This is a genomic window from Streptococcus sp. 400_SSPC, from assembly GCF_001072745.1.
Taxonomy (GTDB): domain Bacteria; phylum Bacillota; class Bacilli; order Lactobacillales; family Streptococcaceae; genus Streptococcus; species Streptococcus xiaochunlingii.
Genome location: NZ_JVIQ01000026.1, coordinates 1 through 21,498 on the forward strand (window position 1 = coordinate 1; position 21,498 = coordinate 21,498).

Genomic DNA, 21,498 nt, shown 5'->3' on the forward strand with positions numbered 1-21,498 from the left:
AGCTGATGAAATCAGCGTAGTAGAGCCCACTCAACCACTGCGTCTTGCTCGACAATCCAAAGATAATTGAGAGGCTAGGACTTTTGTCCCACTCTCTTTTTTTCGAAAGACCTTCCTTAATTCGGATAGAAATAGTAGAATAGAACAAGTGAATCAACAAGAAAATGGGAGTTGTTATGAATTGGTTTCAATCACAATCCGTGGTCTTGCAGGCCTTTATCGCAGGATTGTTTACATGGGGCTGTACCATTGTCGGGTCAGCCATCGTCTTTTTATTCAAGCATATTAGTCGCAAATTACTGGACATCATGATGGGCTTTGCGGCGGGCGTTATGATTGCGACTCTCGGTCTCATGGTTGGCTTTGTCATTATGATGATCCTCGACGTCGCTTTGGGATAAAGTGTCATCACCTTGTAGCATGGAAACAAGGTGACTTTTTTATATAAACATGATAAAATAGGAGTAATGAATACGTAGAAAGGCCTAACATTATGAAAGGTATTATTTTAGCCGGTGGTTCGGGTACTCGTTTGTATCCTTTGACTCGTGCCGCTTCCAAACAGTTGATGCCCATTTATGACAAACCAATGATCTACTATCCACTGTCAACCCTTATGTTGGCAGGGATCAAAGAAATCTTAATCATCTCAACTCCGCAGGATCTTCCTCGTTTTGAAGAACTTCTTGGGGATGGTTCTGAACTAGGAATTTCCCTCTCTTATGCAGAGCAACCAAGTCCAGATGGCTTGGCGCAAGCCTTCATAATTGGAGAAGAATTTATTGGTGATGATCATGTTGCCCTCGTTCTTGGAGATAATATCTTCCACGGAAATGGCTTAACCAAGATGTTGCAACGGGCGGAAGCGAAAGAAAAAGGCGCGACTGTCTTTGGTTACCAAGTCAAAGATCCAGAACGTTTTGGTGTGGTAGAGTTTGATGCGGACATGAATGCCGTCTCAATCGAAGAAAAACCAGAACATCCAAAATCGAATTTTGCGGTGACTGGGCTTTACTTCTATGACAATGATGTGGTAGAGATTGCAAAAAATATCAAACCAAGTCCTCGTGGAGAGCTTGAAATCACAGATGTCAACAAGGCATATTTGGAGCGTGGAGATCTCTCTGTTGAACTCATGGGCCGTGGCTTTGCTTGGTTGGATACAGGAACTCATGAAAGTCTCTTGCAGGCTTCTCAATATATCGAGACTGTTCAACGTCTTCAGAATGTCCAAGTAGCTAACCTTGAGGAAATCGCCTATCGTATGGGCTATATTACTAAAGAGCAAGTCTATGAATTGGCTCAACCTCTGAAGAAAAACGAATACGGACAATATTTGCTCCGTTTGATTGGAGAAGCTTAATGACAGAACAATTTTTCGGAAAAGAATTAGCAGCCCGTAAGATTGAATCTATCCCAGGTTTGATGGAATTTGATATTCCAGTTCATGGAGATAACCGTGGTTGGTTCAAAGAAAACTTTCAAAAAGAGAAGATGCTTCCCCTTGGATTTCCTGAGAGCTTCTTTGCGGAAGGCAAGTTGCAAAACAATGTGTCTTTCTCTCGCAAGCATGTCTTGCGTGGTTTGCATGCAGAACCTTGGGATAAGTACATCTCTGTAGCAGATGAAGGCAAGGTTCTCGGAACTTGGGTGGACCTTCGTGAAGGTGAGACCTTTGGGAACACTTACCAAACTGTGATCGATGCTTCTAAAGGGATTTTTGTTCCTCGTGGCGTAGCCAATGGTTTCCAAGTTTTGTCTGACAAAGTAGCCTACAGCTATTTGGTCAATGACTACTGGGCATTGGAGCTCAAGCCAAAATATGCTTTTGTCAACTATGCAGACCCAAGCCTAGACATCCAATGGGAAAACTTGGAAGAAGCAGAAGTCTCAGAAGCAGATAAGAACCACCCATTGCTCAAAGACGTCAAACCCCTAAAAGCAGAAGATTTGTAAAAATAAACCTTGCACAGTATTTTTGCGACTGCAAGGAGCTTGGTAGGATTGTTCCTGCCCTAGTGGAAACAAGATTGCCGTAGGGAATCTTGTAGGGAAATCCGGAGACATGGGCTCCGGATTTAGCCATGAAACCGAAGGGTTGCTGGCGTCCCTCACTAGCCAAAGGAACAATCAAAACTAAAAACTATTTGGAGAAAAAATGACTGAATACAAAAACATCATCGTAACCGGTGGCGCTGGTTTCATCGGTTCAAACTTCGTACACTATGTCTACAACAACCATCCAGACGTGCATGTGACTGTCCTTGACAAACTCACTTACGCAGGTAACCGTGCCAACATCGAAGAAATCCTTGGGGACCGTGTTGAATTGGTTGTGGGTGACATTGCTGACGCAGCATTGGTTGACCAACTGGCTGCTAAGGCTGATGCGATCGTTCACTATGCAGCTGAAAGCCACAATGACAATTCATTGAATGACCCATCACCATTTATCCATACAAACTTCATTGGTACCTACACACTCTTGGAAGCTGCTCGTAAATACGATATTCGTTTCCACCACGTGTCAACAGACGAAGTGTATGGAGACCTTCCATTGCGTGAAGATCTCCCTGGACATGGGGAAGGTCCTGGTGAAAAATTCACTGCTGAAACCAAATACAACCCATCATCACCTTATTCATCAACCAAGGCTGCTTCAGACTTGATTGTGAAAGCTTGGGTACGTTCATTTGGTGTCAAAGCAACGATTTCTAACTGTTCAAACAACTACGGACCATACCAACACATCGAAAAATTCATCCCACGTCAAATCACCAATATCTTGTCTGGCATCAAGCCAAAACTTTATGGTGAAGGGAAGAACGTCCGTGACTGGATCCACACTAACGACCACTCAACTGGTGTTTGGGCTATCCTCACTAAAGGCCGTATCGGTGAAACTTACCTGATCGGTGCCGATGGTGAAAAGAACAACAAAGAAGTGCTTGAGCTCATCCTTGAAAAAATGGGACAACCAAAAGATGCTTACGACCGTGTAACAGACCGTGCTGGTCACGATTTGCGTTACGCTATTGATTCAACAAAATTGCGTGAAGAATTAGGTTGGGAACCACAATTCACAAACTTCGAAGCAGGTTTGGAAGAAACCATTAAGTGGTATACAGATAACCAAGACTGGTGGAAAGCCGAAAAAGAAGCTGTCGAAGCCAACTATGCGAAGACACAAGAAGTGATCAAATAAAATCAAGCCTCTATCAGTCAGGATTTCTGGCCGACAGAGGCTTTTCTATTTTAGAAACAAAAAAAGACCAAACGGTCTTTTTTTTTACTGGTTAGCAGATGATTCAGTATCTGTAGCAGATGGTGTTGTGTCTGCAGGAGCTTCACTGGCACTGGTTTCTGCCTGTGAAGAATCGGTTTGTTCAGAGCTTGATTCGGATGCTTGGTTGCTGCTAGCACTGGTGTCCGTTCCGGTAGCACTTGAATCAGTAGCAGATCCATCCTTTTCATGGACAACCACAACGCTAGTGGAGCCATCTTTTTTCTCCTCTGTCTTAGTTGTCGGTTTCATGATACTGTAAATAGTAAAGGAAGTAACGATAATCCCGAGAAGACTAGCAATCGTTGCGACAATCATCTGGAATAAAGAAAGGCTCTGTTTCACTTTTTCGCTTCTTGATGGTTTGTTGCTGTCTTGGTGTTTTTCTTTTCGTGAGTATTGTGACATAATCTGTTTCCTCTTCATTTCATATTTGGTTCTTTTATGTGAACACTTTAGTCATTATACGTTATTTTTATGAAAATGTCTAAGAAGAAATGAAAGAGGTTTTTAAAATTTCAAATTGCTTTCAAACTGGACGCTTTGAGTCTCGCTTGCTTCAGAGGACGTTTCAAAGTTTGCCTGTCCTTTTTCAGAGACGGAAATTGCTTGGTTTGTTTGACTAGGCTGGCTGATGATTTCATGGTTACTAAAACTAGAGGAGTCATTAGGAGAGATAAACTGGCCATTCGCCTGAATCTCTATCTTGTTTGGATCCGGGATAGAGTAGTCAATTTTACCCTTGAATTCCTTGGTTTTTGAAATCACTTTTACATCTTTGACACGGATAATACGACGGAACCAGCCATTGTATTCGACCAAGCAATTGAATTCGATGTGGCTATCGGATTCACCAGGGATTGGTTGGATAAGGCTCATTTCTCGGAGACTGCCTTCATCTTCCCTAAAGTAAGGTGGCTTCTCCAAGGGCTGTTGTAGGTCACACTGTCCTTTACCGTGACAGGCTAGTCGGGCAGAAGGGAGGGCAAATGGAAGTGGTGGTAGGACAGTGAGCAGTCCTCCAATAGCAAGACTTCCAGCTAGGGCAATGGAAAAATAGATCGGTCGTTTCATGCTTGTCTCCTTGTAACTTCAATCCGTTCCAGTTCTGGACTTGAGTAGGTCATAAAAAACAACAGGGGATCTTGTAAGCGTTTTACAAAACTCTCCATCTTCATCATAAGCTATTTTGAGAAATTTACAAGTTTTCTGTCTGAAACTAGGAACAAAATGAAGCCTGCCAAATCCTTGTCCCTCCAACCTATAAATGTTACAATAAGATGATTGAAAATTGACTAGGAGAGTGTGGAAGATGATTTACTTTGATAATTCAGCAACAACCAAACCTTATCCAGAAGCCTTGGCTACCTACACAGAAGTCGCAAGCAAAATTTGGGGCAATCCCTCCAGCTTGCACAACCTGGGAAGTCAAGCGACTCGGATCTTGGAGGCATCTCGTAAGCAGATTGCTTCCCTCCTAGGCAAGAAAGCAGAAGAAATCTATTTCACCTCAGGTGGAACTGAAGGAGACAACTGGGCGATCAAGGGAGTTGCTTTTGAAAAAGCTCCTTATGGAAAGCACATCATTGTCTCAGCTATTGAGCATCCGGCTGTGAAGGAATCAGCCCTCTGGCTACAAGGTCAAGGATTTGAAGTGGATATTGCTCCAGTTGATGCGCGTGGCTTTGTCCAAGTAGAAGAGTTGGAAAAACTCTTGCGCCCTGATACAACCCTCGTTTCTATCATGGCAGTTAATAACGAAGTAGGTTCTATCCAGCCTATTCAAGCCATTGCGGATCTATTGGCAGATCGTCCGACCATCACCTTCCATGTCGATGGCGTTCAGGCGCTGGCTAAGGTTTCAACCGCTCTCTACCTGCCAGAACGGGTGGATCTAGCCACCTTCTCCAGTCACAAGTTCCATGGACTTCGTGGGGTTGGTTTCCTCTATCTCAAAGAAGGCAAAAAGATCAGTCCCCTCTTAACAGGTGGCGGACAAGAAAAGGACCTTCGTTCGACGACTGAGAACTTAGCTGGAATTGCAGCGACTGCCAAGGCCTTGCGCTTGGCGATGGAGCGTCAAGAGGACTTTGAACGCAAGTGCCATCAGTTGAAGGAAGTTATTCGTGAAGAATTAGCCCACTATCCAGATGTGACTGTCTTCTCAGGAGATGAGGGCTTTGCACCCCATATCTTGACTTTCGGCATCAAGGGTGTGCGAGGAGAAGTCATCGTCCACGCTTTCGAAGAGTATGAGATTTATATCTCGACAACCTCTGCCTGCTCTTCCAAGGCTGGCAAACCAGCTGGAACCCTGATTGCTATGGGAGTCGATAAGGCTCTGGCACAAACAGCAGTCCGCCTCAGTCTTGATCTCGAAAATGACATGAGTCAGGTCGAGCAATTTTTGACCAAGTTCAAACTGATTTATGAAAAAACACGTAAGGTGCGTTAAGGAAAAGAAAAGGAAGTTACTATGCCATTAACTTATTCAGAAATTATGATCCGCTATGGGGAGCTTTCTACTAAAGGAAAGAACCGGATGCGCTTTATTAATAAATTGCGCAATAATATCTCAGATGTCTTGTCTATTTACCCAGCTGTCAAAGTGACAGCCGATCGGGACCGAGCCCATGCCTATCTAAATGGAACGGATTATGAACAGGTAGCTGAATCCCTCAAACAGGTCTTCGGGATTCAAAATTTTTCACCCGTTTACAAGATTGAAAAATCAGTCTCAGCCTTGATTTCAGCCGTTCAAGAAATCATGCAGGATATTTACCAAGAAGGGATGACCTTCAAGATTTCCAGCAGACGAAGTGACCATTCTTTTGAGTTGGATAGCCGTGAGCTCAACCAAACCTTGGGTGGCGCTGTCTTTGAAGCGATCCCAAGTATCCAAGCCCAAATGAAAAAACCGGATATCAACCTCCAAGTAGAGATCCGGGAAGAAGCAGCCTATATCTCTTATGAAACCATTAAGGGAGCAGGTGGTCTGCCAGTTGGGACGTCTGGTAAAGGCATGCTCATGCTATCTGGTGGGATTGATTCTCCAGTAGCGGGTTACCTAGCCTTGAAGCGTGGTGTGGACATTGAAGCGGTTCACTTTGCTAGCCCGCCTTATACCAGCCCGGGTGCGCTGAAAAAAGCCCACGATTTAACTCGTAAATTGACTAAGTTTGGGGGCAATATCCAGTTTATCGAGGTACCTTTTACTGAGATTCAAGAAGAGATTAAAGCCAAGGCGCCGGAAGCTTATCTCATGACTCTGACCCGTCGCTTTATGATGCGCATTACAGACCGTATCCGTCAAATTCGTGGTGGCTTAGTCATCATCAATGGGGAAAGTCTTGGTCAGGTTGCCAGCCAAACACTGGAGAGCATGCAGGCTATCAATGCCGTGACCAATACGCCCGTCATTCGTCCAGTGGTGACTATGGACAAGTTGGAGATTATCGATATCGCCCAAGCCATTGATACCTTTGAAATCTCTATCCAGCCTTTCGAAGATTGCTGTACCATCTTTGCACCGGATCGTCCAAAGACTAATCCGAAACTCAAAAATGCGGAGCAGTATGAGCAACGTATGGATGTGGAAGCTTTAGTTGAGCGTGCGGTAGCAGGCATCATGATTACTGAGATCAGACCACAAGCAGAGACTGATGAAGTTGACGAGCTGATTGAAGGGCTGTTGTAGGAGTTTAGAAGTAGCTTTTTACTGAAAGAATCTAGAATTGTATCCATTAATGCTGAAGATAAGAGGGGGTATTTATGAACGAATGGGATTCCTTTTTGAGTGGGCTCATGGGAGCATTGTCTTGGAAAGATGGACAAGATAATGCTTTGCTGTTTGGAATGCCCAGTTGGACTTATTTACTTGGTCTCTTAGTTCATTTTCAGATTTTCCTGAGCTTGTATGCTCTCTTATTTTGGGGATTTCATTTAAGTATTAAGGAAGCTGGCTCTGTCAAGAGGGCCATGAGAAATAAATGGGAAATCATACGTCAAAGCCATAAAAGTAAGGGCAGAGCTATTTTTGTTACAATAATTGGCTCTCTTCCTATATTTATTATCTTTCCTGCTTATGAAGGATATCGTGTGACCAATGGTGTTTGGCGCTACAATTATTTTACTAATCAGACAACCGAGCTAAAAACGGCTTTAATTACTGGTGTTGATACGGAGACAGGAGGAAGCAAGTCTACCTATTCTCGAATTACCTTCACTATTACGGTTGATGGGAAAGAGCGAAATGTCAATGTTTCAGATAGTAATAAAAGTCTTGCCAGATCAGCTAAAAAACATTTGAAGCCTCCGATAGCTATTGAGGTTCATGTCAATCAAGAAGGGCAGATTGTATATTTGAAATAAATGGAAGTAAAGAATGAGGCTATTTACTTGAAAATCCGTTTTCATTAAATGAAATCACTTGCCAAAGGTTAGTAGAAGTGATATACTTAGAGAGTTGACTATGCACATGCCTGTGCAACCGCTCGATCATCGTTGCTCATCCTTTGAGCTTAAGTGGTTCGTCCCACGATGCTAGGCGAGTCTTCACAAAATACGGGGAAACCCAAAAATACATAGGAGGTGCATAATGAGCACATACGCAATCATTAAAACTGGCGGAAAACAAGTTAAAGTTGAAGTTGGTCAAGCAGTCTACGTTGAAAAATTGAACGTTGAAGCTGGTCAAGAAGTTACATTTAACGAAGTTGTTCTTGTTGGTGGTGAAAACACTGTTGTCGGAACTCCACTTGTTTCAGGAGCTACTGTTGTTGGAACTGTTGAAAAACAAGGAAAACAAAAGAAAGTTGTTACTTACAAGTACAAACCTAAAAAAGGTAGCCACCGTAAACAAGGTCACCGTCAACCTTACACTAAAGTTGTCATCAACGCAATCAACGCTTAATTTTTAGGAGAACACATGATACAAGCAGTCTTTGAACGAGCCGAAGATGGCGAGCTGAGGAGTGCAGAAATTACTGGTCACGCCGAAAGTGGCGAATACGGCTTAGATGTCGTGTGTGCATCGGTTTCTACGCTTGCCATTAACTTTGTCAACTCAGTTGAGAAATTTGCAGGCTATGAACCGGAACTAGAATTAAACGAAGAAGAGGGTGGCTTCATGCGGGTCACAATCCCGACAGACATTCCACCTCATCAAAGAGAAATGACCCAACTATTCTTTGAATCATTTTTCTTAGGGATGGCAAACTTATCGGAGAACTCATCCGAGTTCGTCCAAACAAGAGTTATCACAGAAAACTAACATGGAGGAAAACAATTATGTTGAAATTGAATCTTGCTAACTTGCAACTTTTCGCCCACAAAAAAGGTGGAGGTTCTACATCAAACGGACGTGATTCACAAGCTAAACGTCTTGGAGCTAAAGCAGCTGATGGACAAACTGTAACAGGTGGATCTATCCTTTACCGTCAACGCGGTACTCACATCTACCCAGGTGTGAACGTTGGACGTGGTGGAGACGATACTTTGTTCGCTAAAGTTGAAGGCGTAGTACGCTTCGAACGCAAAGGTCGCGATAAGAAACAAGTTTCTGTTTACCCAATCGCAAAATAATTTGTATTCAAAAACTCTCTGATTCATCAGGGAGTTTTTTTGATCTCTCTCGATTGATGTCCCTATCTTTTTTCATCCTCTAGATTATGGTATAATGGAGTGATATTGTTAGAAGGAAGAAGACATGAATATTCAACAATTACGCTATGTTGTCGCGATTGCCAATAGTGGTACTTTTCGTGAAGCAGCTGAAAAAATGTACGTCAGTCAGCCGAGTCTGTCCATCTCTGTGAGAGACTTGGAGAAGGAACTGGGCTTTAAGATTTTCCGTCGGACTAGTTCAGGAACTTTCTTGACCCGCCGCGGGATGGAATTTTATGAAAAGGCCCAGGAATTGGTCAAGGGCTTTGATGTTTTTCAAAACCAGTATGCCAATCCTGAGGAAGAAAAGAAGGAATTCTCGATCTCGAGTCAGCACTATGATTTCCTTCCCCCTTTGATTACCCAATTCTCAGTCCTTTATCCTGAGAATAAAGACTTCCGGATCTTTGAGTCGACAACGGTTCAAATCCTGGATGAAGTGGCTCAGGGTCATAGTGAACTGGGGATTATCTATCTCAATAAGCAAAATACAAAAGGGATCATGCAACGGGTGGATAAACTGGGCTTGGAAGTCGTTGACCTGATTCCTTTCCAGACCCATATCTATTTGCGCAAAGGTCATCCATTAGCCAAGAAAGAATCCTTAGTGATGGAGGACTTGGCACACCTACCGACTGTTCGCTTTACCCAGGAAAAGGATGAGTATCTCTACTATTCGGAGAACTTCGTCGATACGAGTAGCAGTTCCCAGCTCTTCAATGTGACAGACCGGGCAACATTGAATGGGATCTTAGAGCGGACCGATGCCTATGCGACCGGTTCTGGCTTCTTGGATAGCCAGTCGGTGAATGGGATTACGGTTATCCCCTTGATAGATGATCTCAATAATAAAATGGTCTATGTCAAACGGGAAGAGGTAGATCTCTCACCAGTGGCTGAGAAGTTTGTCCAAGTCATGGAAGCCTACTTTGATGAGAAGAGGTAGGCAATGAAGAGAAAAGTAAGTATTTTTATTAGTATCCTCCTCTTGATTCTCCTAGATCAAGCGGTGAAGGGATATGTTGTCAAGGAGATCCCGTTAGGGGGTATGCGTCGCTTCATTCCCAAAGTGGTTAGTTTGACCTACCTCAAGAATTCTGGAGCGGCTTTCTCCATGTTAGAAAACCAACAGTGGTTCTTTACCATCATTACTTTGATTGCGATGGGGGCAGCCTTTGTCTATCTCTATCGTCATATCGAAGGTTCCATTTGGCTCTTGTTGGGATTGACCTTGATTATTTCTGGTGGTATTGGTAACTTTATTGACCGACTCCGTCAGGGCTTTGTCGTCGATATGTTCCACTTGGATTTTATGAATTTTGCCATCTTCAATGTAGCAGATATCTATTTAAGCATTGGGGTGGGACTGCTATTGATTTATCTTTTAAGAGAGGAAAGCCATGGAAGTTAGAGTAGAAGTCGCTGGAGCGCGACTGGATAAGGCCGTCTCAGAGTTGACTGAACTCTCACGTGGCTTGGCCAATGAGCAGATCAAAGAACGAAAGATCCTCGTCAATGGTCAAGTCAAAAAGGCTAAGTATACTGTAAAAGAAGGGGATGTTATCAGCTACGAAGTCCCTCAAATGGAAGAAGTGACCTACGAGGCAGAAGATATCCCCTTAGAGATTGTCTATCAGGATGCGGATGTCGCAGTGGTCAACAAACCCCAGGGCATGGTGGTCCATCCTAGTGCTGGCCATACCAGTGGGACCCTGGTCAATGCCCTTATGTATCACATCAAGGACTTGTCAGGGATCAATGGTGAGCTTCGTCCAGGAATCGTCCATCGGATTGACAAGGACACCTCTGGTCTCCTCATGGTGGCCAAGAATGATGCTGCCCATGTAGCCTTGGCAGATGAACTCAAGGCTAAGAAGTCTCTGCGCAAGTATTGGGCCATTGTCCATGGCAATTTGCCTAACGATCGGGGTGTCATCGAGGCGCCGATTGGGCGGAGTGACAAGGACCGCAAGAAGCAAGCTGTGACAGCCAAAGGGAAACCGGCCCTGACTCGCTTCCATGTCTTGGAACGTTTCGGGGATTATAGCTTGGTCGAACTGCAATTGGAGACAGGACGAACCCATCAGATCCGGGTTCACATGGCCTATATTGGTCATCCGGTCGCTGGTGACGAAGTCTATGGACCTCGCAAGACTTTGAAAGGCCATGGCCAGTTCCTCCATGCTAAGACCCTGGGCTTTACCCATCCTCGGACGGGAGAAGTCATGGAGTTTTCAGTGGAGGTGCCGGAAATTTTCCAAGAAACCTTGGAGCAGCTTCGTCAAGGATAAGCAGATCATCATCAAAACGAGTTTAACTCTTGTGGGTCAAACTCGTTTTTTTTATGGGTAAATGGGGGTTCCCTTGGTCCGCTCTTAGTATTTTTTAAGGCTTTCATGGTATAATGTTACAATCGAATACTCTGGAGAATGAAGGATATGAAGAATAAGAGAATTGTGTTTAAAGTGGGAACCTCTTCCCTGACCAATCAAGATGGGAGCTTGTCTCGGAGCAAGGTCAAGGCCATCACCCAGCAACTGGCTCTCTTACATGAGCAAGGGTATGAATTGATTTTGGTATCTTCGGGTGCGATTGCAGCTGGATTTGGTGCACTGGGCTTTAAGAAACGCCCGACCAAGATTGCGGATAAGCAGGCTTCTGCAGCAGTTGGCCAAGGTCTGCTGTTAGAAGAATATACCTCTAATCTACTGTTACGCGACATCGTTTCTGCCCAGGTCCTCTTGACCCAGGATGACTTTGTCGATCAACGCCGCTATAAAAATGCCCACCAGGCTCTCTCTGTCCTCTTGCAAAGGGGGGCTATTCCGATTATCAATGAGAACGATACAGTCTCGATTGAGGAGCTTAAGGTCGGGGATAACGATACCCTGAGTGCCCAAGTGGCAGCCATGGTCCAGGCGGATCTCTTGGTCTTGCTGACGGATGTGGATGGTCTTTATACAGGACATCCTCAAAAGGACCCGACTGCCAAACGCTTGGAGCGGATTGACTCAATCAGCAAGGACATTATCGAGATGGCCGGTGGAGCAGGCTCAAGTAATGGGACAGGAGGCATGCTGACAAAAATCAAAGCAGCCACCATCGCTACAGAATCAGGTGTTCCTGTTTACATTTGCTCGTCCCTGAAAGAAGATGCTCTTCTTGAAGCGTCAGAGAAAACTCAGGATGGTAGCTATTTTACAGCTCAGGACAAGTTTTTGCGTAATCAGAAACAATGGCTGGCCTTCTATGCCCCTAGCCAAGGGTCTGTATGGCTGGACCAAGGAGCGGTTAAGGCTGTCAAAGAAGAGGGTAAGAGTATCCTTGTGTCTGGTGTGGTAAAGGTTGAAGGAGCCTTCTCTTACTCCGATATTATCACGGTTCATGATGCAGAGACTGGACAGGTCATTGGGAAAGGGCGTACCCGCTTAGGGGCTGCAGCCATTAAGGATTTGCTCCATGGGCAAAAGCCAAAGGGCATCGTCATTCACCGGGATGATTGGATTACCATCACACCTGAGGTAGAACTCTTATTTACAGAATTTTAAAGGAGGGATTAGATGGAGACGATCGATCAGATTCGCCTGGCTAAACAGGCCAAAAAAAGTATTAATACTGCAACAAGTGATGAGAAAAATAAAGCCTTAAGAGCGATGGCCGACGCCTTGGTTGATGCCACAGCTGACATTTTGGCTGCTAATCAATTGGATATGGAAGCAGCTCAGGGTCGGATTTCGGAGGTGATGCTGGATCGCCTGCTCTTGACAGAAGAGCGCATTCAAGCCATGGCTGATGGGATTCTCCAAGTGGCTGCCCTACCCGATCCAGTGGGAGAACTCTTGGAGGAGCGGACCCTGGAGAACGGTTTGGTCATTCAGAAGAAACGAGTGGCCATGGGGGTCATTGGGATTATCTATGAAAGTCGTCCAAACGTGACCTCTGATGCAGCAGCCTTGGCCCTGAAAAGCGGGAGTGCTGTTGTCCTGCGCAGTGGCAAGGATGCCTATCAGACAGCCCATGCCATCGTTAGCGCCTTAAAAACAGGCTTGCAAGCGACCGCTATTGATCCTGCTGTCCTCCAGTTGGTCGAAGATACCAGTCGGGAGAGCAGTCTGGTCATGATGAAGGCCAAGGGGGATTTAGACCTTCTCATCCCACGTGGGGGAGCTGGCTTGATCCAGGCAGTTGTAGAGCAAGCAATTGTCCCTGTGATTGAGACAGGGACTGGGATTGTTCACGTCTATGTTGATCAAGCGGCAGATTTAGACAAGGCTCTCAGTATCATCCAGAATGCCAAGACCAGCCGACCATCTGTCTGTAATGCAATGGAAGTTCTCTTGGTGCATGAAGCTATTGCTGATGACTTTCTGCCACAAGTGAAGAAAGCCTTGGTAGACGAGGCTCAAGTACCAGTGGAGATGCGCTTGGATGCTCAAGCTCAGCAAATCATTGCAGGGACACCAGCTTCTGTGACTGACTTTGATACGGAATTCTTGGATTATGTCATGGCTGTCAAGGTGGTCCCTTCTGTAGAAGAGGCGATTGCTCATATTGAAGCCCACAGTACCCACCATTCAGATGCCATTGTCTCTGAAGATGCGACAGCCATTGAACTCTTCAGCAACCAGGTAGACTCGGCGGCCGTTTATGTCAATGCTTCGACCCGCTTCACAGATGGCGGAGAGTTTGGCCTAGGCTGTGAGATGGGCATCTCGACCCAGAAGTTGCATGCGCGTGGTCCCATGGGCTTGAGAGAGCTGACCAGTTATAAGTATCTGGTTACTGGAAACGGTCAAGTGAGGTAAGTCATGAAAGTAGCATTTATCGGACTTGGAAATATGGGAGCTAGTCTGGCCAAAGCGGTCGCAAAAGAAGTGGCTGCGAAAGATCTGCTTTTGGTCAACCGCTCCCCTCAAAAAGTGCAAGAGTTTATCGGCCAGTATGGGGGAACAGCGTCTGATCTTGAAGAGGCTTTTAAAGAAGCGGAGGTCATCTTCTTAGGGGTCAAACCCTACCAGATCTGTCCTCTTTTAGAAGAGTACCAAACTGTCCTGTCTCAACGCTCCAATCTCTTACTGGTGTCCATGGCTGCAGGCCTGGAATTGGACAAAATGGCGCGTGTGGTTAAAAATGACCGCGTGGGGCTCATTCGCATCATGCCCAATACGCCTGTAGCTATCGGTCAAGGGGTCATCAGTCTGGCCCGCTCTCAAGCAGTGACAGACCAGCAAGTAGCCCAAGTCAAGCAGCTCTTAACAAGAGCTGGAGCTCTCTATGAAATTGAAGAAACATTGATGGATCCTGCAACTGCTGTCGCAGGCTGTGGTCCAGCCTTTGTCTATCAGATGATTGAAGCCATGGCGGATGCAGGAGTATGCTTAGGGCTTACTCGAGAGCAAGCCTTGCAGATGGCGGCCCAGACCTTCCAAGGAGCTAGTCAAATGGTCCTAGAGACAGGCGAGCATCCAGCCCGCTTGCGAGATGCAGTTTGTAGCCCAGGTGGCTCTACCATCTCAGGAGTCAATCGCTTAGAACAAGTCGGCTTACGGGGCGACATTATTGCAGGAGTGGAAGCAGCCTACAAACGTACACAGGAAATGGGACAAGAGGCAGCGAAGAAATAGAAAAAAAGATTGGTTTTGGCCAATCTTTTTTTGCATTAAAGCGACTCTATCTCTACCAAACCATTTTCGGTCAGACGATAGATTTTTTGGCAGACTTCTTTGAGGAAGGTCCGGTCGTGAGAGACCGTGACTAGTCCGCCTGGGTAGTCTGCGAATAGGCGTCGAATTTCTGGTTGGGAAGTGGGGGAAAAATTGCGAGTAGGCTCGTCCAAGAGTAGAAATTGGGGACTTGTGAGGACTAGTTGTAGGAGAAAGAGTTTTCCCTGCTGGCCACCAGAAAGTTCAGAAATCGGATGATGCATTTCAGAATAGGTAAAGTTGAGGGAGGCTAAATGCAATTGAATGGTGTTGATTTCTTCGCGATCGCCTGAATGCTGTAAGAATTGAACGGGTGTCTGAGTCAGAGGGAGGCCTTCAGTGTAATCTTGAGGCATATAGGCAGTGCGGATGCTCTCATTCTTCTGTAGACTTTCCCATATCATTTTTAGGAAGGTGGATTTGCCCACACCGTTGGAACCGATAATCCCTATTTTATCCTGCCCTAGAAGAGTAAGGGAGAGGTTCTTGACCATGACCCGGTCACCAATTGCGAGCTCTTCCTGATCTAAGAGAAGGACTCGTTTTTGAGGAGACAAGGAAGTGAGGGGTGGGAAATGCAGATTGATGACTTCCTCATCATAGGGTTGGGAAGTCATGGATTGGAATTCTCGCTCGTAGCGCTTTTCTTGTGAGAGGAGGGACTTCATTTTCTTTGCAAGGAGACGTCCGGCAGTGCTATCCTTAGTGTTTCGTAAAGAAGTTTCGACTTGCTGACGGACGCGGCGATGCTTCTCCATTGTTTTCTTGTAGGTTCGTTGATCATTGGCAGCTTGCTGAGTCTGTTGCTTGAATTGTTGCTCCCTCTGGCTACTGTAGTCTTGATAACCTAAGTGCTCTACAATGGTTTCAGCCTCCTTGCGGTGTTTGATCTGTCTTAGGTGGATGATCGTATCCGCCGTCTGAGTCAAAAAATCCTCATGATGGGAAATAAATAGGATGGTTTGGGGGCTCGTTTGGATCATCTGTTGGAGCCAGTCCAGGGTTTCCAAATCTAGATCGTTTGAAGGTTCATCTAAAAATAGCAATTCATGAGGACGGCAAAGTTCGTGAAGCAGTTGGACTTTGAGGGCTTCTCCTCCAGATAGACTTCCAATAGCTTGGTCGCTTGCAAAGCGGTCGCTATCAAATTGCAATTGATCAGCCAGTCTGTAGAGGGTGGCATAGTCTAGCTCGTCTTCTCCAAAAAAATATTCTTCTAAGCTTTTTCCCTTCAAGGCTTCCGGCAAAGTCTGGGGAATATAGGCATAGGAGTGAAAGGAAGTGGTGATTTCGCCTTCTATGGTCAGATAATCTGGTAGGGATTTTGGGGACATAAGGACATGAAGCAAGGAAGATTTTCCATTTCCTTCTTCGCCAATAATGGCAACTTTTTCTCCCTCATGAATGGTTAGGGACAGATCACGAACCAAATCGCGTAAATCTTTTGTATGGCGGATGGTAAGGTGGGATAGTTTTAGCATAAGATTCCTTTCTACTGGGACAAAAAACAGCTCTACCTATTTAGTAGAGCTGTATTCATGTGGAACCCAAGCAGAAAAAGACCTTATTTAGCCAACACAAGGTTGGAAATTAGGCGAGAGGGTACACAAAAAGAGATAGAACAAGCAGTCCACTAAATAAAGTATCTTATTTAACGAAACTTAGTTGTTCATATCTCCTTACCTCCGAATGTGATTAGCTTTATTCTAATCCTTTCATTCCTTCTTGTCAAGGAAATCCTTGTTTCCCCCTCTTTTTTCTGCTCGGGCTTTGGTCGGAAATGTGGTATAATAAAGGTTATGCAAGCTAAACCGTCTTCTGCCTATGTGCATATTCCATTTTGTACCCAGATTTGTTATTATTGTGACTTTTCTAAGGTTTTTATCAAGAATCAACCGGTCGATGCCTATCTGGAACACTTAATCCAGGAGACTCGATCCTATGAGATTGGCAAACTGCGTACTCTCTACATTGGTGGAGGGACACCGACAGCTCTATCTGCCCAGCAACTGGCCTATCTCTTGACAGAATTGCCCAAGTTCATGGACCTATCGGAGGTAGAAGAGTTTACCATCGAGGCCAATCCAGGAGATTTGGATCCGGATAAGATTGCGGTCCTCAAGGACTCTCAGGTCAATCGGGTCTCTCTGGGTGTCCAAACCTTTGATAACAAGATGCTGAAAAAGATCGGACGGAGTCACCAGGAGCAGGATATCTATGACAATATCCGCCACCTCAAGCAGGCTGGCTTTGATAACATTTCTATCGACTTGATCTATGCTCTGCCGGGTCAGACCATGGACCAGGTCAAGGAAAATGTCGCCAAGGCGATCGACTTGGACATCCCCCATATGAGTCTCTATAGTTTGATTTTAGAAAACCACACGGTCTTTATGAATCGGATGAGACGAGGCAAGCTTCCTCTGCCCAAAGAAGAGCTGGAAGCAGAGATGTTCGAGTACATCATTGAAGAGCTGGAAAAAGCAGGCTTTGAACATTATGAGATTTCTAATTTCTCTAAGCCTGGCTTTGAAAGTCGGCACAATCTGGTCTACTGGGATAATGCAGAATACTATGGTCTAGGAGCAGGAGCTTCAGGCTATGTGGACGGGATTCGCTACAAGAATCATGGGCCTATCCGGCATTATCTGGTGGCTGTTGAGGCAGGTAAGGCTCGGATAACAGAGGAGCACCTGACACTGGAAGAGAAAATGGAAGAGGAGTTGTTCCTCGGTCTACGGAAAAAGACAGGTGTGTCCAAGGCACGTTTTGAAGAAAAATTTGGTGTCTCCTTTGACCAACGCTATGGACAAGTGGTGGCCAGTCTGACGGAGCAGGGACTCTTGGTTCCAGATGACAAGCAGGTTCGGATGACCAAGAGAGGCTTGTTCCTTGGAGATACCGTAGCAGAGAAATTTATATTGGAGTAAACGATGGCTAAAATTTATCAGTATGACATGAAAGTTCCTTTTGATATGAGCGATGTGAATGGCTTTATCAAGATGCCACAGCTGATTCTCCTGTCCTTGCAGGTCTCAGGCATGCAGTCCATGGAGCTGGGTATCAGTGACAGGGACCTGCTCGAGCAGCGCAATCTAGTCTGGATCATCACCGACTATGACATCACGGTTCACCGCCTACCAGTCTTTGATGAGCAGATTACCATTGAGACCCAGGCCCTGGCCCACAACCGTCTCTTTTGCTACCGTTCCTTTGTCGTTAGAGACCAGAATGGGGAAGCCATCGTAGAAATGGTGGCGACTTTTGTCTTGATGGATCGGGACAGTCGTAAGGTCCAATCCGTACCAGAGGAAGTCACTGCCCCATATGACTCCCCATTTGAGAAGAAGATCCGCCGTGGTCCACGCTATCCAGAACTGAATGGAGCCATGGAGCAGGACTACCATGTGCGTTTCTATGATTTGGACATGAACGGCCATGTCAACAACAGCAAGTACCTAGACTGGGTCTTTGAAGTGATGGGAGCGGAATTCCTAACCCAGCATATCCCCAAACGGGTCCATCTTAAGTATGTCAAAGAAGTATTACCTGGAGGCATGATCACCTCTAGTGTCGAGCGAGAAGGAATGGTCAGCAACCATGTCATCTCATCAGAAGGGCAAATCCACGCCCAAGCCCTCATCACTTGGGAAGAAATAGATAAGGAAACATTATGGAAAAACGAAGATTAAAACAAAAAAAAGAAGACTTAATGGAGGTTCAACGACGGGTTGTTGCCTATGCTCGTCGTAAGAAAAATCCCCTCTATGTATTGGGAGATGGTTTCTTGACCTTAGTCGCAGCCTTTTATATCTTTATTGAGGAAGCGATTCAATTTATACGCTATCGATTGAGTTTTGAAGCCTTTCTTCGGTTTCTTAAGGAAGATGTACGCTGGTATCGTGTCTGGATTCATTTGACTTTGGCTTTTATCCTGCCTGTTGTCGTCTTCTCCTTGAGTATCACCAGTCAATCAGGAAGCTTCTGGAGTAACTTCTTTGACAAGCTCTCCCAAGGTGTCCTCTTCAGTACGACTATCAGCCTCGCAGCGACCTTAATGACAGACTTCATTGAGACCATGAAGCCTATCCAGGCCGAGAAAGAAAGCAATGAGAAAAAAGAAACCGGCGTCTATACCATTACCATTGATCAGGCTAAGATTGGTGGCTTAATGGTGACCATCGTCATCTTGATGATTTCCTCCTTCCTCTTTACTCAGGCTGGAAAAGCAAGTATCAATTTCTTCGGTCTGGTCCTACAATTTGTCTTATATGGAGCTTGCTTGCTTTTGTATGGAGCAGGAGGCAAGTTTCAAGGTCAGGAGAAAGTAGCAGAGGATGCAAGTGAAAAAGGAGATCAAGAATTCCATGACTTATAAGGGTTATTTAATTGACTTAGACGGAACCATCTACAAGGGCAAAGAGCGGATCCCAGCTGGGGAAGCCTTTGTCCACGAATTGCAAGAGCGTCAGATTCCCTATCTCTTTGTGACCAACAATACTACCCGGACGCCGGAAATGGTCCAAGAAATGCTGGCAGGCCAGTTCAATATCGAAACGCCACTGGATACCATCTATACAGCAACACTAGCAACCATCGATTATATGGTGGATATGAATCTTGGGAAAACTGCCTATGTCATTGGAGATGTAGGCTTGAAACAAGCCATTGCTGAAGCAGGCTTCGTCGAAGATACGGTGAATCCAGCCTATGTCGTGGTGGGTCTCGACTGGGAAGTGGACTATGAGAAATTCTCTATCGCGACTTTGGCCATTCAAAAGGGAGCCCATTTCATCGGGACAAATCCTGACCTCAATATCCCGACAGAACGGGGAATGATGCCAGGGGCGGGTGCTCTAAATGCCCTAATCGAAGCGGCAACGCGCGTGAAGCCGACCTTTATCGGTAAGCCCAATGCCATCATCATGGATAAGGCCATCGCTCACCTGGGACTAGAGCGCGAAGAAGTGGTCATGGTAGGAGACAATTACCTAACCGACATCCGAGCAGGGATTGACAATGGCATCCCTACTTTGCTGGTGACCACTGGCTTTACCAAGCCAGAAGAAGTGCCAGACCTGCCCTTGCCACCAACGCATGTCCTATCTAGCTTAGCGGAGTGGGATTTCGATGCGTGACCGGTTAAACGTAACGGGCTTTGTCCTCTGGCTCTTAGCAACGGTGATTTTGGGGACCATTCTAGTAGCCTGGATGATCTATCCCATGGAGATCAGCTGGTTACGAATTCAGAATCGGACCGGTTTGACCCCTGCAGTCATCCAGAAAAACTTTCAGATCCTCATGCAGTATTTGACCAGTCCTTTTACCTGGAAGCTGGAAATGCCGGATTTTCCATCCTCTCCAGATGGGCTTCATCATTTCCAAGCAGTCAAATACCTCTTTCACCTGACCCAGGCTCTGTTCCTGGTCTTATTGCCAGTGGCTATACGATTTATTCGAACAGTGATGCGTAAGGGCTATGCAGGCCTCTATCGCCACTTATTTGGCTGGATGGTTCTCTTGCCGATTGTCATAGGAGGAGGGACCCTCTTTATTGGCTTTGATCAATTCTTTACCCTCTTTCATCAAGTCCTCTTTGTCGGAGATGCTACCTGGCTCTTTGATCCCTATCGGGATCCGATTATTTTAGCGCTTCCGGAGGACTATTTCCTACATTCCTTTCTGATTTTCTTTGTTCTCTATGAAGGGGCTTTTGGATGGTGCTACGGGTGGAGTCGGAAAACAAAAACAGTAGATTAGTGGAGTGAATGGATGAAACAGTTCAATCGATTTATAGATCCCAAAAAGGATTTGGGAAGCTTTTCAGGGATGGTTTGCCTCTATCTCTTGGTCATGGTCTTTGTCAGCATCATTTCAACCTTTGTCATTACCCTCTTTATGTTTGGACGGTATGGATTGGAGATGGCAGAGAAGCAGGAGTATGTAGAAAAAATCATCAATGGGAATGGGATTAGCTATCTGATATCTGTCAGTATCGGTGTCCTACTATTTGCCCTTTATCGGCAAGGGTCCCTCTTTAAAGGAGATGTGAGACAAAAGGGACGCAAGATGACCTGGCAGACTTTCTTAGTGTTCATTGCCTTCTTGGGGTTTGCTCAGTTGGCTTCTAGCGCCTTATCTCAACTCTTAGACCACATGATGGGAACCCTGGGCTTTTTCAAGCCTCAAGAGGATATGTCTGAGCAACTCAGCCAGTCTTGGAGTCTCTTGCTCTATGCGACCCTGATTGGTCCCATCACAGAGGAGTTGGTTTTCCGGGCCGCTGGACTGAGAGCCTTAGAAAAGTATGGAAAAGTCTTTGCGATCGTCATGACAGCCTTGGCTTTTGGAATGTTCCATGCCAATTTTGATCAGTTGTTCTTTGCGACGATTATCGGCTTTGGCTTTGGTTATTTGACCTTCGAGTATTCGATCTGGTGGGCTATTTTCTACCATATCTTTAACAACCTAGTCCTCTCTCAAGGGCTTCATTACCTCGGCACGCATGTCAATATGAATGTAGCCGAGTGGGTTCAAATTCTTGTCTTTTTAGGGGGAACCATCGCCTTTACCATCGTCTTGATTTTAAAGAGAAAAGCTATTTTTCACTACATTCAAGAAAACCGACCAGCACCAGGCGTCTTCCAAAGAAGCATGTATTCCTTCTGGTTCTGGGTCTTGGTCCTTGGGACAACTCTTATGTCCTTACTTCCTTACCTAAGAGGCTATTAATATCAAGAGGGATCGTTTTAGCTCTCTCTCAAATTGAAGATAAAATCTTCTGAAAAACTTTCCTTAGGTGAGTACGGACGTCAGCGAACTTCGAAGAAGTTCCATGACTAATTATTG

At 45.4% G+C, this 21,498-nt stretch carries 24 protein-coding genes, 1 pseudogene and 1 other annotated feature; of the genes and pseudogenes, 22 read left to right on the forward strand and 3 right to left on the reverse strand.

The genetic code is table 11. The features are described from left to right. Positions 1-176: 176 nt before the first annotated feature. The 4 genes and pseudogenes from ADH49_RS04580 to rfbB all read left to right on the forward strand — a co-directional run. Positions 177-341, forward strand: a pseudogene (locus ADH49_RS04580) (ZIP family metal transporter); the annotation flags it as partial. Positions 342-493: 152 nt separating this feature from the next. Then, positions 494-1,363, forward strand: a complete 870-nt coding sequence (gene rfbA / locus ADH49_RS04585; RefSeq protein WP_048690233.1) for a glucose-1-phosphate thymidylyltransferase RfbA — start codon at positions 494-496, stop codon at positions 1,361-1,363. Next, positions 1,363-1,956 carry a dTDP-4-dehydrorhamnose 3,5-epimerase family protein gene (locus ADH49_RS04590; RefSeq protein WP_048690235.1) on the forward strand — a complete coding sequence of 198 codons (594 nt, stop codon included), beginning with the start codon at positions 1,363-1,365 and terminating at the stop codon, positions 1,954-1,956. The genes rfbA and ADH49_RS04590 overlap by 1 nt, the downstream gene beginning before the upstream one ends. 202 nt (positions 1,957-2,158) lie before the next feature. Then, the gene (rfbB, locus tag ADH49_RS04595; RefSeq protein ID WP_023026717.1) at positions 2,159-3,205 is read left to right on the forward strand and encodes a dTDP-glucose 4,6-dehydratase; all 1,047 of its coding nucleotides are present in this window, start codon (positions 2,159-2,161) and stop codon (positions 3,203-3,205) included. Between the two features lie 84 nt (positions 3,206-3,289). On the opposite strand, the gene ADH49_RS04600 is transcribed toward rfbB, so the two are convergent. Both ADH49_RS04600 and ADH49_RS04605 read right to left on the reverse strand, forming a co-directional pair. After that, complete coding sequence (locus ADH49_RS04600; protein WP_048690238.1) at positions 3,290-3,691, reverse strand: DUF6556 family protein; 402 nt, start codon at positions 3,689-3,691, stop codon at positions 3,290-3,292. A 102-nt stretch (positions 3,692-3,793) separates the two neighbouring features. Continuing rightward, entirely contained in the window at positions 3,794-4,357 is a 564-nt protein-coding gene (locus tag ADH49_RS04605) for a hypothetical protein (RefSeq protein ID WP_048690241.1), read from the reverse strand. A 238-nt stretch (positions 4,358-4,595) separates the two neighbouring features. Here ADH49_RS04605 and ADH49_RS04610 point away from each other — a divergent pair, with 238 nt between their 5' ends. The 12 genes from ADH49_RS04610 to proC all read left to right on the forward strand — a co-directional run bounded on the left by ADH49_RS04610 (position 4,596) and on the right by proC (position 14,571). Further along, positions 4,596-5,738 carry a cysteine desulfurase family protein gene (locus ADH49_RS04610; RefSeq protein WP_048690244.1) on the forward strand — a complete coding sequence of 381 codons (1,143 nt, stop codon included), beginning with the start codon at positions 4,596-4,598 and terminating at the stop codon, positions 5,736-5,738. A gap of 21 nt (positions 5,739-5,759) precedes the next feature. After that, a complete protein-coding gene (gene thiI / locus ADH49_RS04615) occupies positions 5,760-6,980 on the forward strand; it encodes a tRNA uracil 4-sulfurtransferase ThiI (protein ID WP_048690246.1) in 1,221 nt (406 codons plus the stop codon). Positions 6,981-7,054: 74 nt separating this feature from the next. Continuing rightward, positions 7,055-7,654: a hypothetical protein gene (locus ADH49_RS04620; RefSeq protein WP_048690247.1), complete on the forward strand. Its 600-nt coding sequence runs from the start codon at positions 7,055-7,057 to the stop codon at positions 7,652-7,654. Positions 7,655-7,760: 106 nt separating this feature from the next. Continuing rightward, positions 7,761-7,847, forward strand: a sequence feature (ribosomal protein L21 leader region). Positions 7,848-7,880: 33 nt separating this feature from the next. Further along, a complete protein-coding gene (rplU, locus tag ADH49_RS04625; protein ID WP_003007734.1) occupies positions 7,881-8,195 on the forward strand; it encodes a 50S ribosomal protein L21 in 315 nt (104 codons plus the stop codon). Positions 8,196-8,210: 15 nt separating this feature from the next. Next, positions 8,211-8,555 (forward strand): ribosomal-processing cysteine protease Prp, encoded by a 345-nt coding sequence (locus ADH49_RS04630; protein WP_006596492.1) that lies wholly within the window; start codon positions 8,211-8,213, stop codon positions 8,553-8,555. A gap of 17 nt (positions 8,556-8,572) precedes the next feature. Then, positions 8,573-8,866: a 50S ribosomal protein L27 gene (gene rpmA / locus ADH49_RS04635; protein WP_003002805.1), complete on the forward strand. Its 294-nt coding sequence runs from the start codon at positions 8,573-8,575 to the stop codon at positions 8,864-8,866. Positions 8,867-8,990: 124 nt separating this feature from the next. Then, entirely contained in the window at positions 8,991-9,893 is a 903-nt protein-coding gene (locus ADH49_RS04640; RefSeq protein ID WP_048690250.1) for a LysR family transcriptional regulator, read from the forward strand. Between the two features lie 3 nt (positions 9,894-9,896). Then, positions 9,897-10,358: a signal peptidase II gene (gene lspA / locus ADH49_RS04645; RefSeq protein ID WP_048690252.1), complete on the forward strand. Its 462-nt coding sequence runs from the start codon at positions 9,897-9,899 to the stop codon at positions 10,356-10,358. After that, positions 10,348-11,238, forward strand: coding sequence for an RluA family pseudouridine synthase (locus ADH49_RS04650; protein WP_048690255.1), 891 nt, complete (start codon positions 10,348-10,350; stop codon positions 11,236-11,238). The genes lspA and ADH49_RS04650 overlap by 11 nt, the downstream gene beginning before the upstream one ends. Before the next feature lie 147 nt (positions 11,239-11,385). After that, a complete protein-coding gene (proB, locus tag ADH49_RS04655) occupies positions 11,386-12,495 on the forward strand; it encodes a glutamate 5-kinase (protein WP_048690259.1) in 1,110 nt (369 codons plus the stop codon). A 12-nt stretch (positions 12,496-12,507) separates the two neighbouring features. Next, the gene (locus ADH49_RS04660; RefSeq protein ID WP_048690261.1) at positions 12,508-13,752 is read left to right on the forward strand and encodes a glutamate-5-semialdehyde dehydrogenase; all 1,245 of its coding nucleotides are present in this window, start codon (positions 12,508-12,510) and stop codon (positions 13,750-13,752) included. 3 nt (positions 13,753-13,755) lie between these two features. Beyond that, positions 13,756-14,571, forward strand: coding sequence for a pyrroline-5-carboxylate reductase (gene proC, locus ADH49_RS04665; protein WP_048690263.1), 816 nt, complete (start codon positions 13,756-13,758; stop codon positions 14,569-14,571). Between the two features lie 35 nt (positions 14,572-14,606). Here the strand turns inward: proC and ADH49_RS04670 are convergent, their stop codons facing one another. Next, positions 14,607-16,130 carry an ATP-binding cassette domain-containing protein gene (locus ADH49_RS04670; protein ID WP_048690266.1) on the reverse strand — a complete coding sequence of 508 codons (1,524 nt, stop codon included), beginning with the start codon at positions 16,128-16,130 and terminating at the stop codon, positions 14,607-14,609. Between the two features lie 318 nt (positions 16,131-16,448). Here ADH49_RS04670 and hemW point away from each other — a divergent pair, with 318 nt between their 5' ends. The 6 genes from hemW to ADH49_RS04700 are packed head-to-tail and all read left to right on the forward strand — an operon-like array spanning position 16,449 to position 21,381. After that, positions 16,449-17,579 carry a radical SAM family heme chaperone HemW gene (gene hemW, locus ADH49_RS04675; RefSeq protein WP_023026729.1) on the forward strand — a complete coding sequence of 377 codons (1,131 nt, stop codon included), beginning with the start codon at positions 16,449-16,451 and terminating at the stop codon, positions 17,577-17,579. A 3-nt stretch (positions 17,580-17,582) separates the two neighbouring features. Next, on the forward strand, positions 17,583-18,341 hold the full coding sequence (locus ADH49_RS04680; RefSeq protein ID WP_048690269.1) for an acyl-ACP thioesterase domain-containing protein: 759 nt from the start codon (positions 17,583-17,585) through the stop codon (positions 18,339-18,341). Continuing rightward, positions 18,323-19,027: a hypothetical protein gene (locus tag ADH49_RS04685; protein ID WP_239681818.1), complete on the forward strand. Its 705-nt coding sequence runs from the start codon at positions 18,323-18,325 to the stop codon at positions 19,025-19,027. The genes ADH49_RS04680 and ADH49_RS04685 overlap by 19 nt, the downstream gene beginning before the upstream one ends. Continuing rightward, on the forward strand, positions 19,017-19,787 hold the full coding sequence (locus ADH49_RS04690) for a TIGR01457 family HAD-type hydrolase (protein ID WP_023023020.1): 771 nt from the start codon (positions 19,017-19,019) through the stop codon (positions 19,785-19,787). Before ADH49_RS04685 ends, ADH49_RS04690 begins: the two co-directional genes overlap by 11 nt. Beyond that, entirely contained in the window at positions 19,780-20,409 is a 630-nt protein-coding gene (locus ADH49_RS04695) for a TIGR01906 family membrane protein (protein ID WP_048690272.1), read from the forward strand. Before ADH49_RS04690 ends, ADH49_RS04695 begins: the two co-directional genes overlap by 8 nt. Before the next feature lie 12 nt (positions 20,410-20,421). Beyond that, positions 20,422-21,381, forward strand: coding sequence for a CPBP family intramembrane glutamic endopeptidase (locus tag ADH49_RS04700; RefSeq protein ID WP_048690274.1), 960 nt, complete (start codon positions 20,422-20,424; stop codon positions 21,379-21,381). The last annotated feature ends 117 nt before the right edge of the window (positions 21,382-21,498 follow it).

Excerpts from the sequence above, each read along its gene's own strand:
- rfbA (WP_048690233.1), top strand. The coding sequence starts at position 494 with ATGAAAGGTATTATTTTAGCCGGTGGTTCGGGTACTCGTTTGTATCCT.
- ADH49_RS04590 (WP_048690235.1), top strand. The coding sequence starts at position 1,363 with ATGACAGAACAATTTTTCGGAAAAGAATTAGCAGCCCGTAAGATTGAA.
- rfbB (WP_023026717.1), top strand. The coding sequence starts at position 2,159 with ATGACTGAATACAAAAACATCATCGTAACCGGTGGCGCTGGTTTCATC.
- ADH49_RS04600 (WP_048690238.1), bottom strand. The coding sequence starts at position 3,691 with ATGTCACAATACTCACGAAAAGAAAAACACCAAGACAGCAACAAACCA.
- ADH49_RS04605 (WP_048690241.1), bottom strand. The coding sequence starts at position 4,357 with ATGAAACGACCGATCTATTTTTCCATTGCCCTAGCTGGAAGTCTTGCT.
- ADH49_RS04610 (WP_048690244.1), top strand. The coding sequence starts at position 4,596 with ATGATTTACTTTGATAATTCAGCAACAACCAAACCTTATCCAGAAGCC.
- thiI (WP_048690246.1), top strand. The coding sequence starts at position 5,760 with ATGCCATTAACTTATTCAGAAATTATGATCCGCTATGGGGAGCTTTCT.
- ADH49_RS04620 (WP_048690247.1), top strand. The coding sequence starts at position 7,055 with ATGAACGAATGGGATTCCTTTTTGAGTGGGCTCATGGGAGCATTGTCT.
- rplU (WP_003007734.1), top strand. The coding sequence starts at position 7,881 with ATGAGCACATACGCAATCATTAAAACTGGCGGAAAACAAGTTAAAGTT.
- ADH49_RS04630 (WP_006596492.1), top strand. The coding sequence starts at position 8,211 with ATGATACAAGCAGTCTTTGAACGAGCCGAAGATGGCGAGCTGAGGAGT.
- rpmA (WP_003002805.1), top strand. The coding sequence starts at position 8,573 with ATGTTGAAATTGAATCTTGCTAACTTGCAACTTTTCGCCCACAAAAAA.
- ADH49_RS04640 (WP_048690250.1), top strand. The coding sequence starts at position 8,991 with ATGAATATTCAACAATTACGCTATGTTGTCGCGATTGCCAATAGTGGT.
- lspA (WP_048690252.1), top strand. The coding sequence starts at position 9,897 with ATGAAGAGAAAAGTAAGTATTTTTATTAGTATCCTCCTCTTGATTCTC.
- ADH49_RS04650 (WP_048690255.1), top strand. The coding sequence starts at position 10,348 with ATGGAAGTTAGAGTAGAAGTCGCTGGAGCGCGACTGGATAAGGCCGTC.
- proB (WP_048690259.1), top strand. The coding sequence starts at position 11,386 with ATGAAGAATAAGAGAATTGTGTTTAAAGTGGGAACCTCTTCCCTGACC.
- ADH49_RS04660 (WP_048690261.1), top strand. The coding sequence starts at position 12,508 with ATGGAGACGATCGATCAGATTCGCCTGGCTAAACAGGCCAAAAAAAGT.
- proC (WP_048690263.1), top strand. The coding sequence starts at position 13,756 with ATGAAAGTAGCATTTATCGGACTTGGAAATATGGGAGCTAGTCTGGCC.
- ADH49_RS04670 (WP_048690266.1), bottom strand. The coding sequence starts at position 16,130 with ATGCTAAAACTATCCCACCTTACCATCCGCCATACAAAAGATTTACGC.
- hemW (WP_023026729.1), top strand. The coding sequence starts at position 16,449 with ATGCAAGCTAAACCGTCTTCTGCCTATGTGCATATTCCATTTTGTACC.
- ADH49_RS04680 (WP_048690269.1), top strand. The coding sequence starts at position 17,583 with ATGGCTAAAATTTATCAGTATGACATGAAAGTTCCTTTTGATATGAGC.
- ADH49_RS04685 (WP_239681818.1), top strand. The coding sequence starts at position 18,323 with ATGGAAAAACGAAGATTAAAACAAAAAAAAGAAGACTTAATGGAGGTT.
- ADH49_RS04690 (WP_023023020.1), top strand. The coding sequence starts at position 19,017 with ATGACTTATAAGGGTTATTTAATTGACTTAGACGGAACCATCTACAAG.
- ADH49_RS04695 (WP_048690272.1), top strand. The coding sequence starts at position 19,780 with ATGCGTGACCGGTTAAACGTAACGGGCTTTGTCCTCTGGCTCTTAGCA.
- ADH49_RS04700 (WP_048690274.1), top strand. The coding sequence starts at position 20,422 with ATGAAACAGTTCAATCGATTTATAGATCCCAAAAAGGATTTGGGAAGC.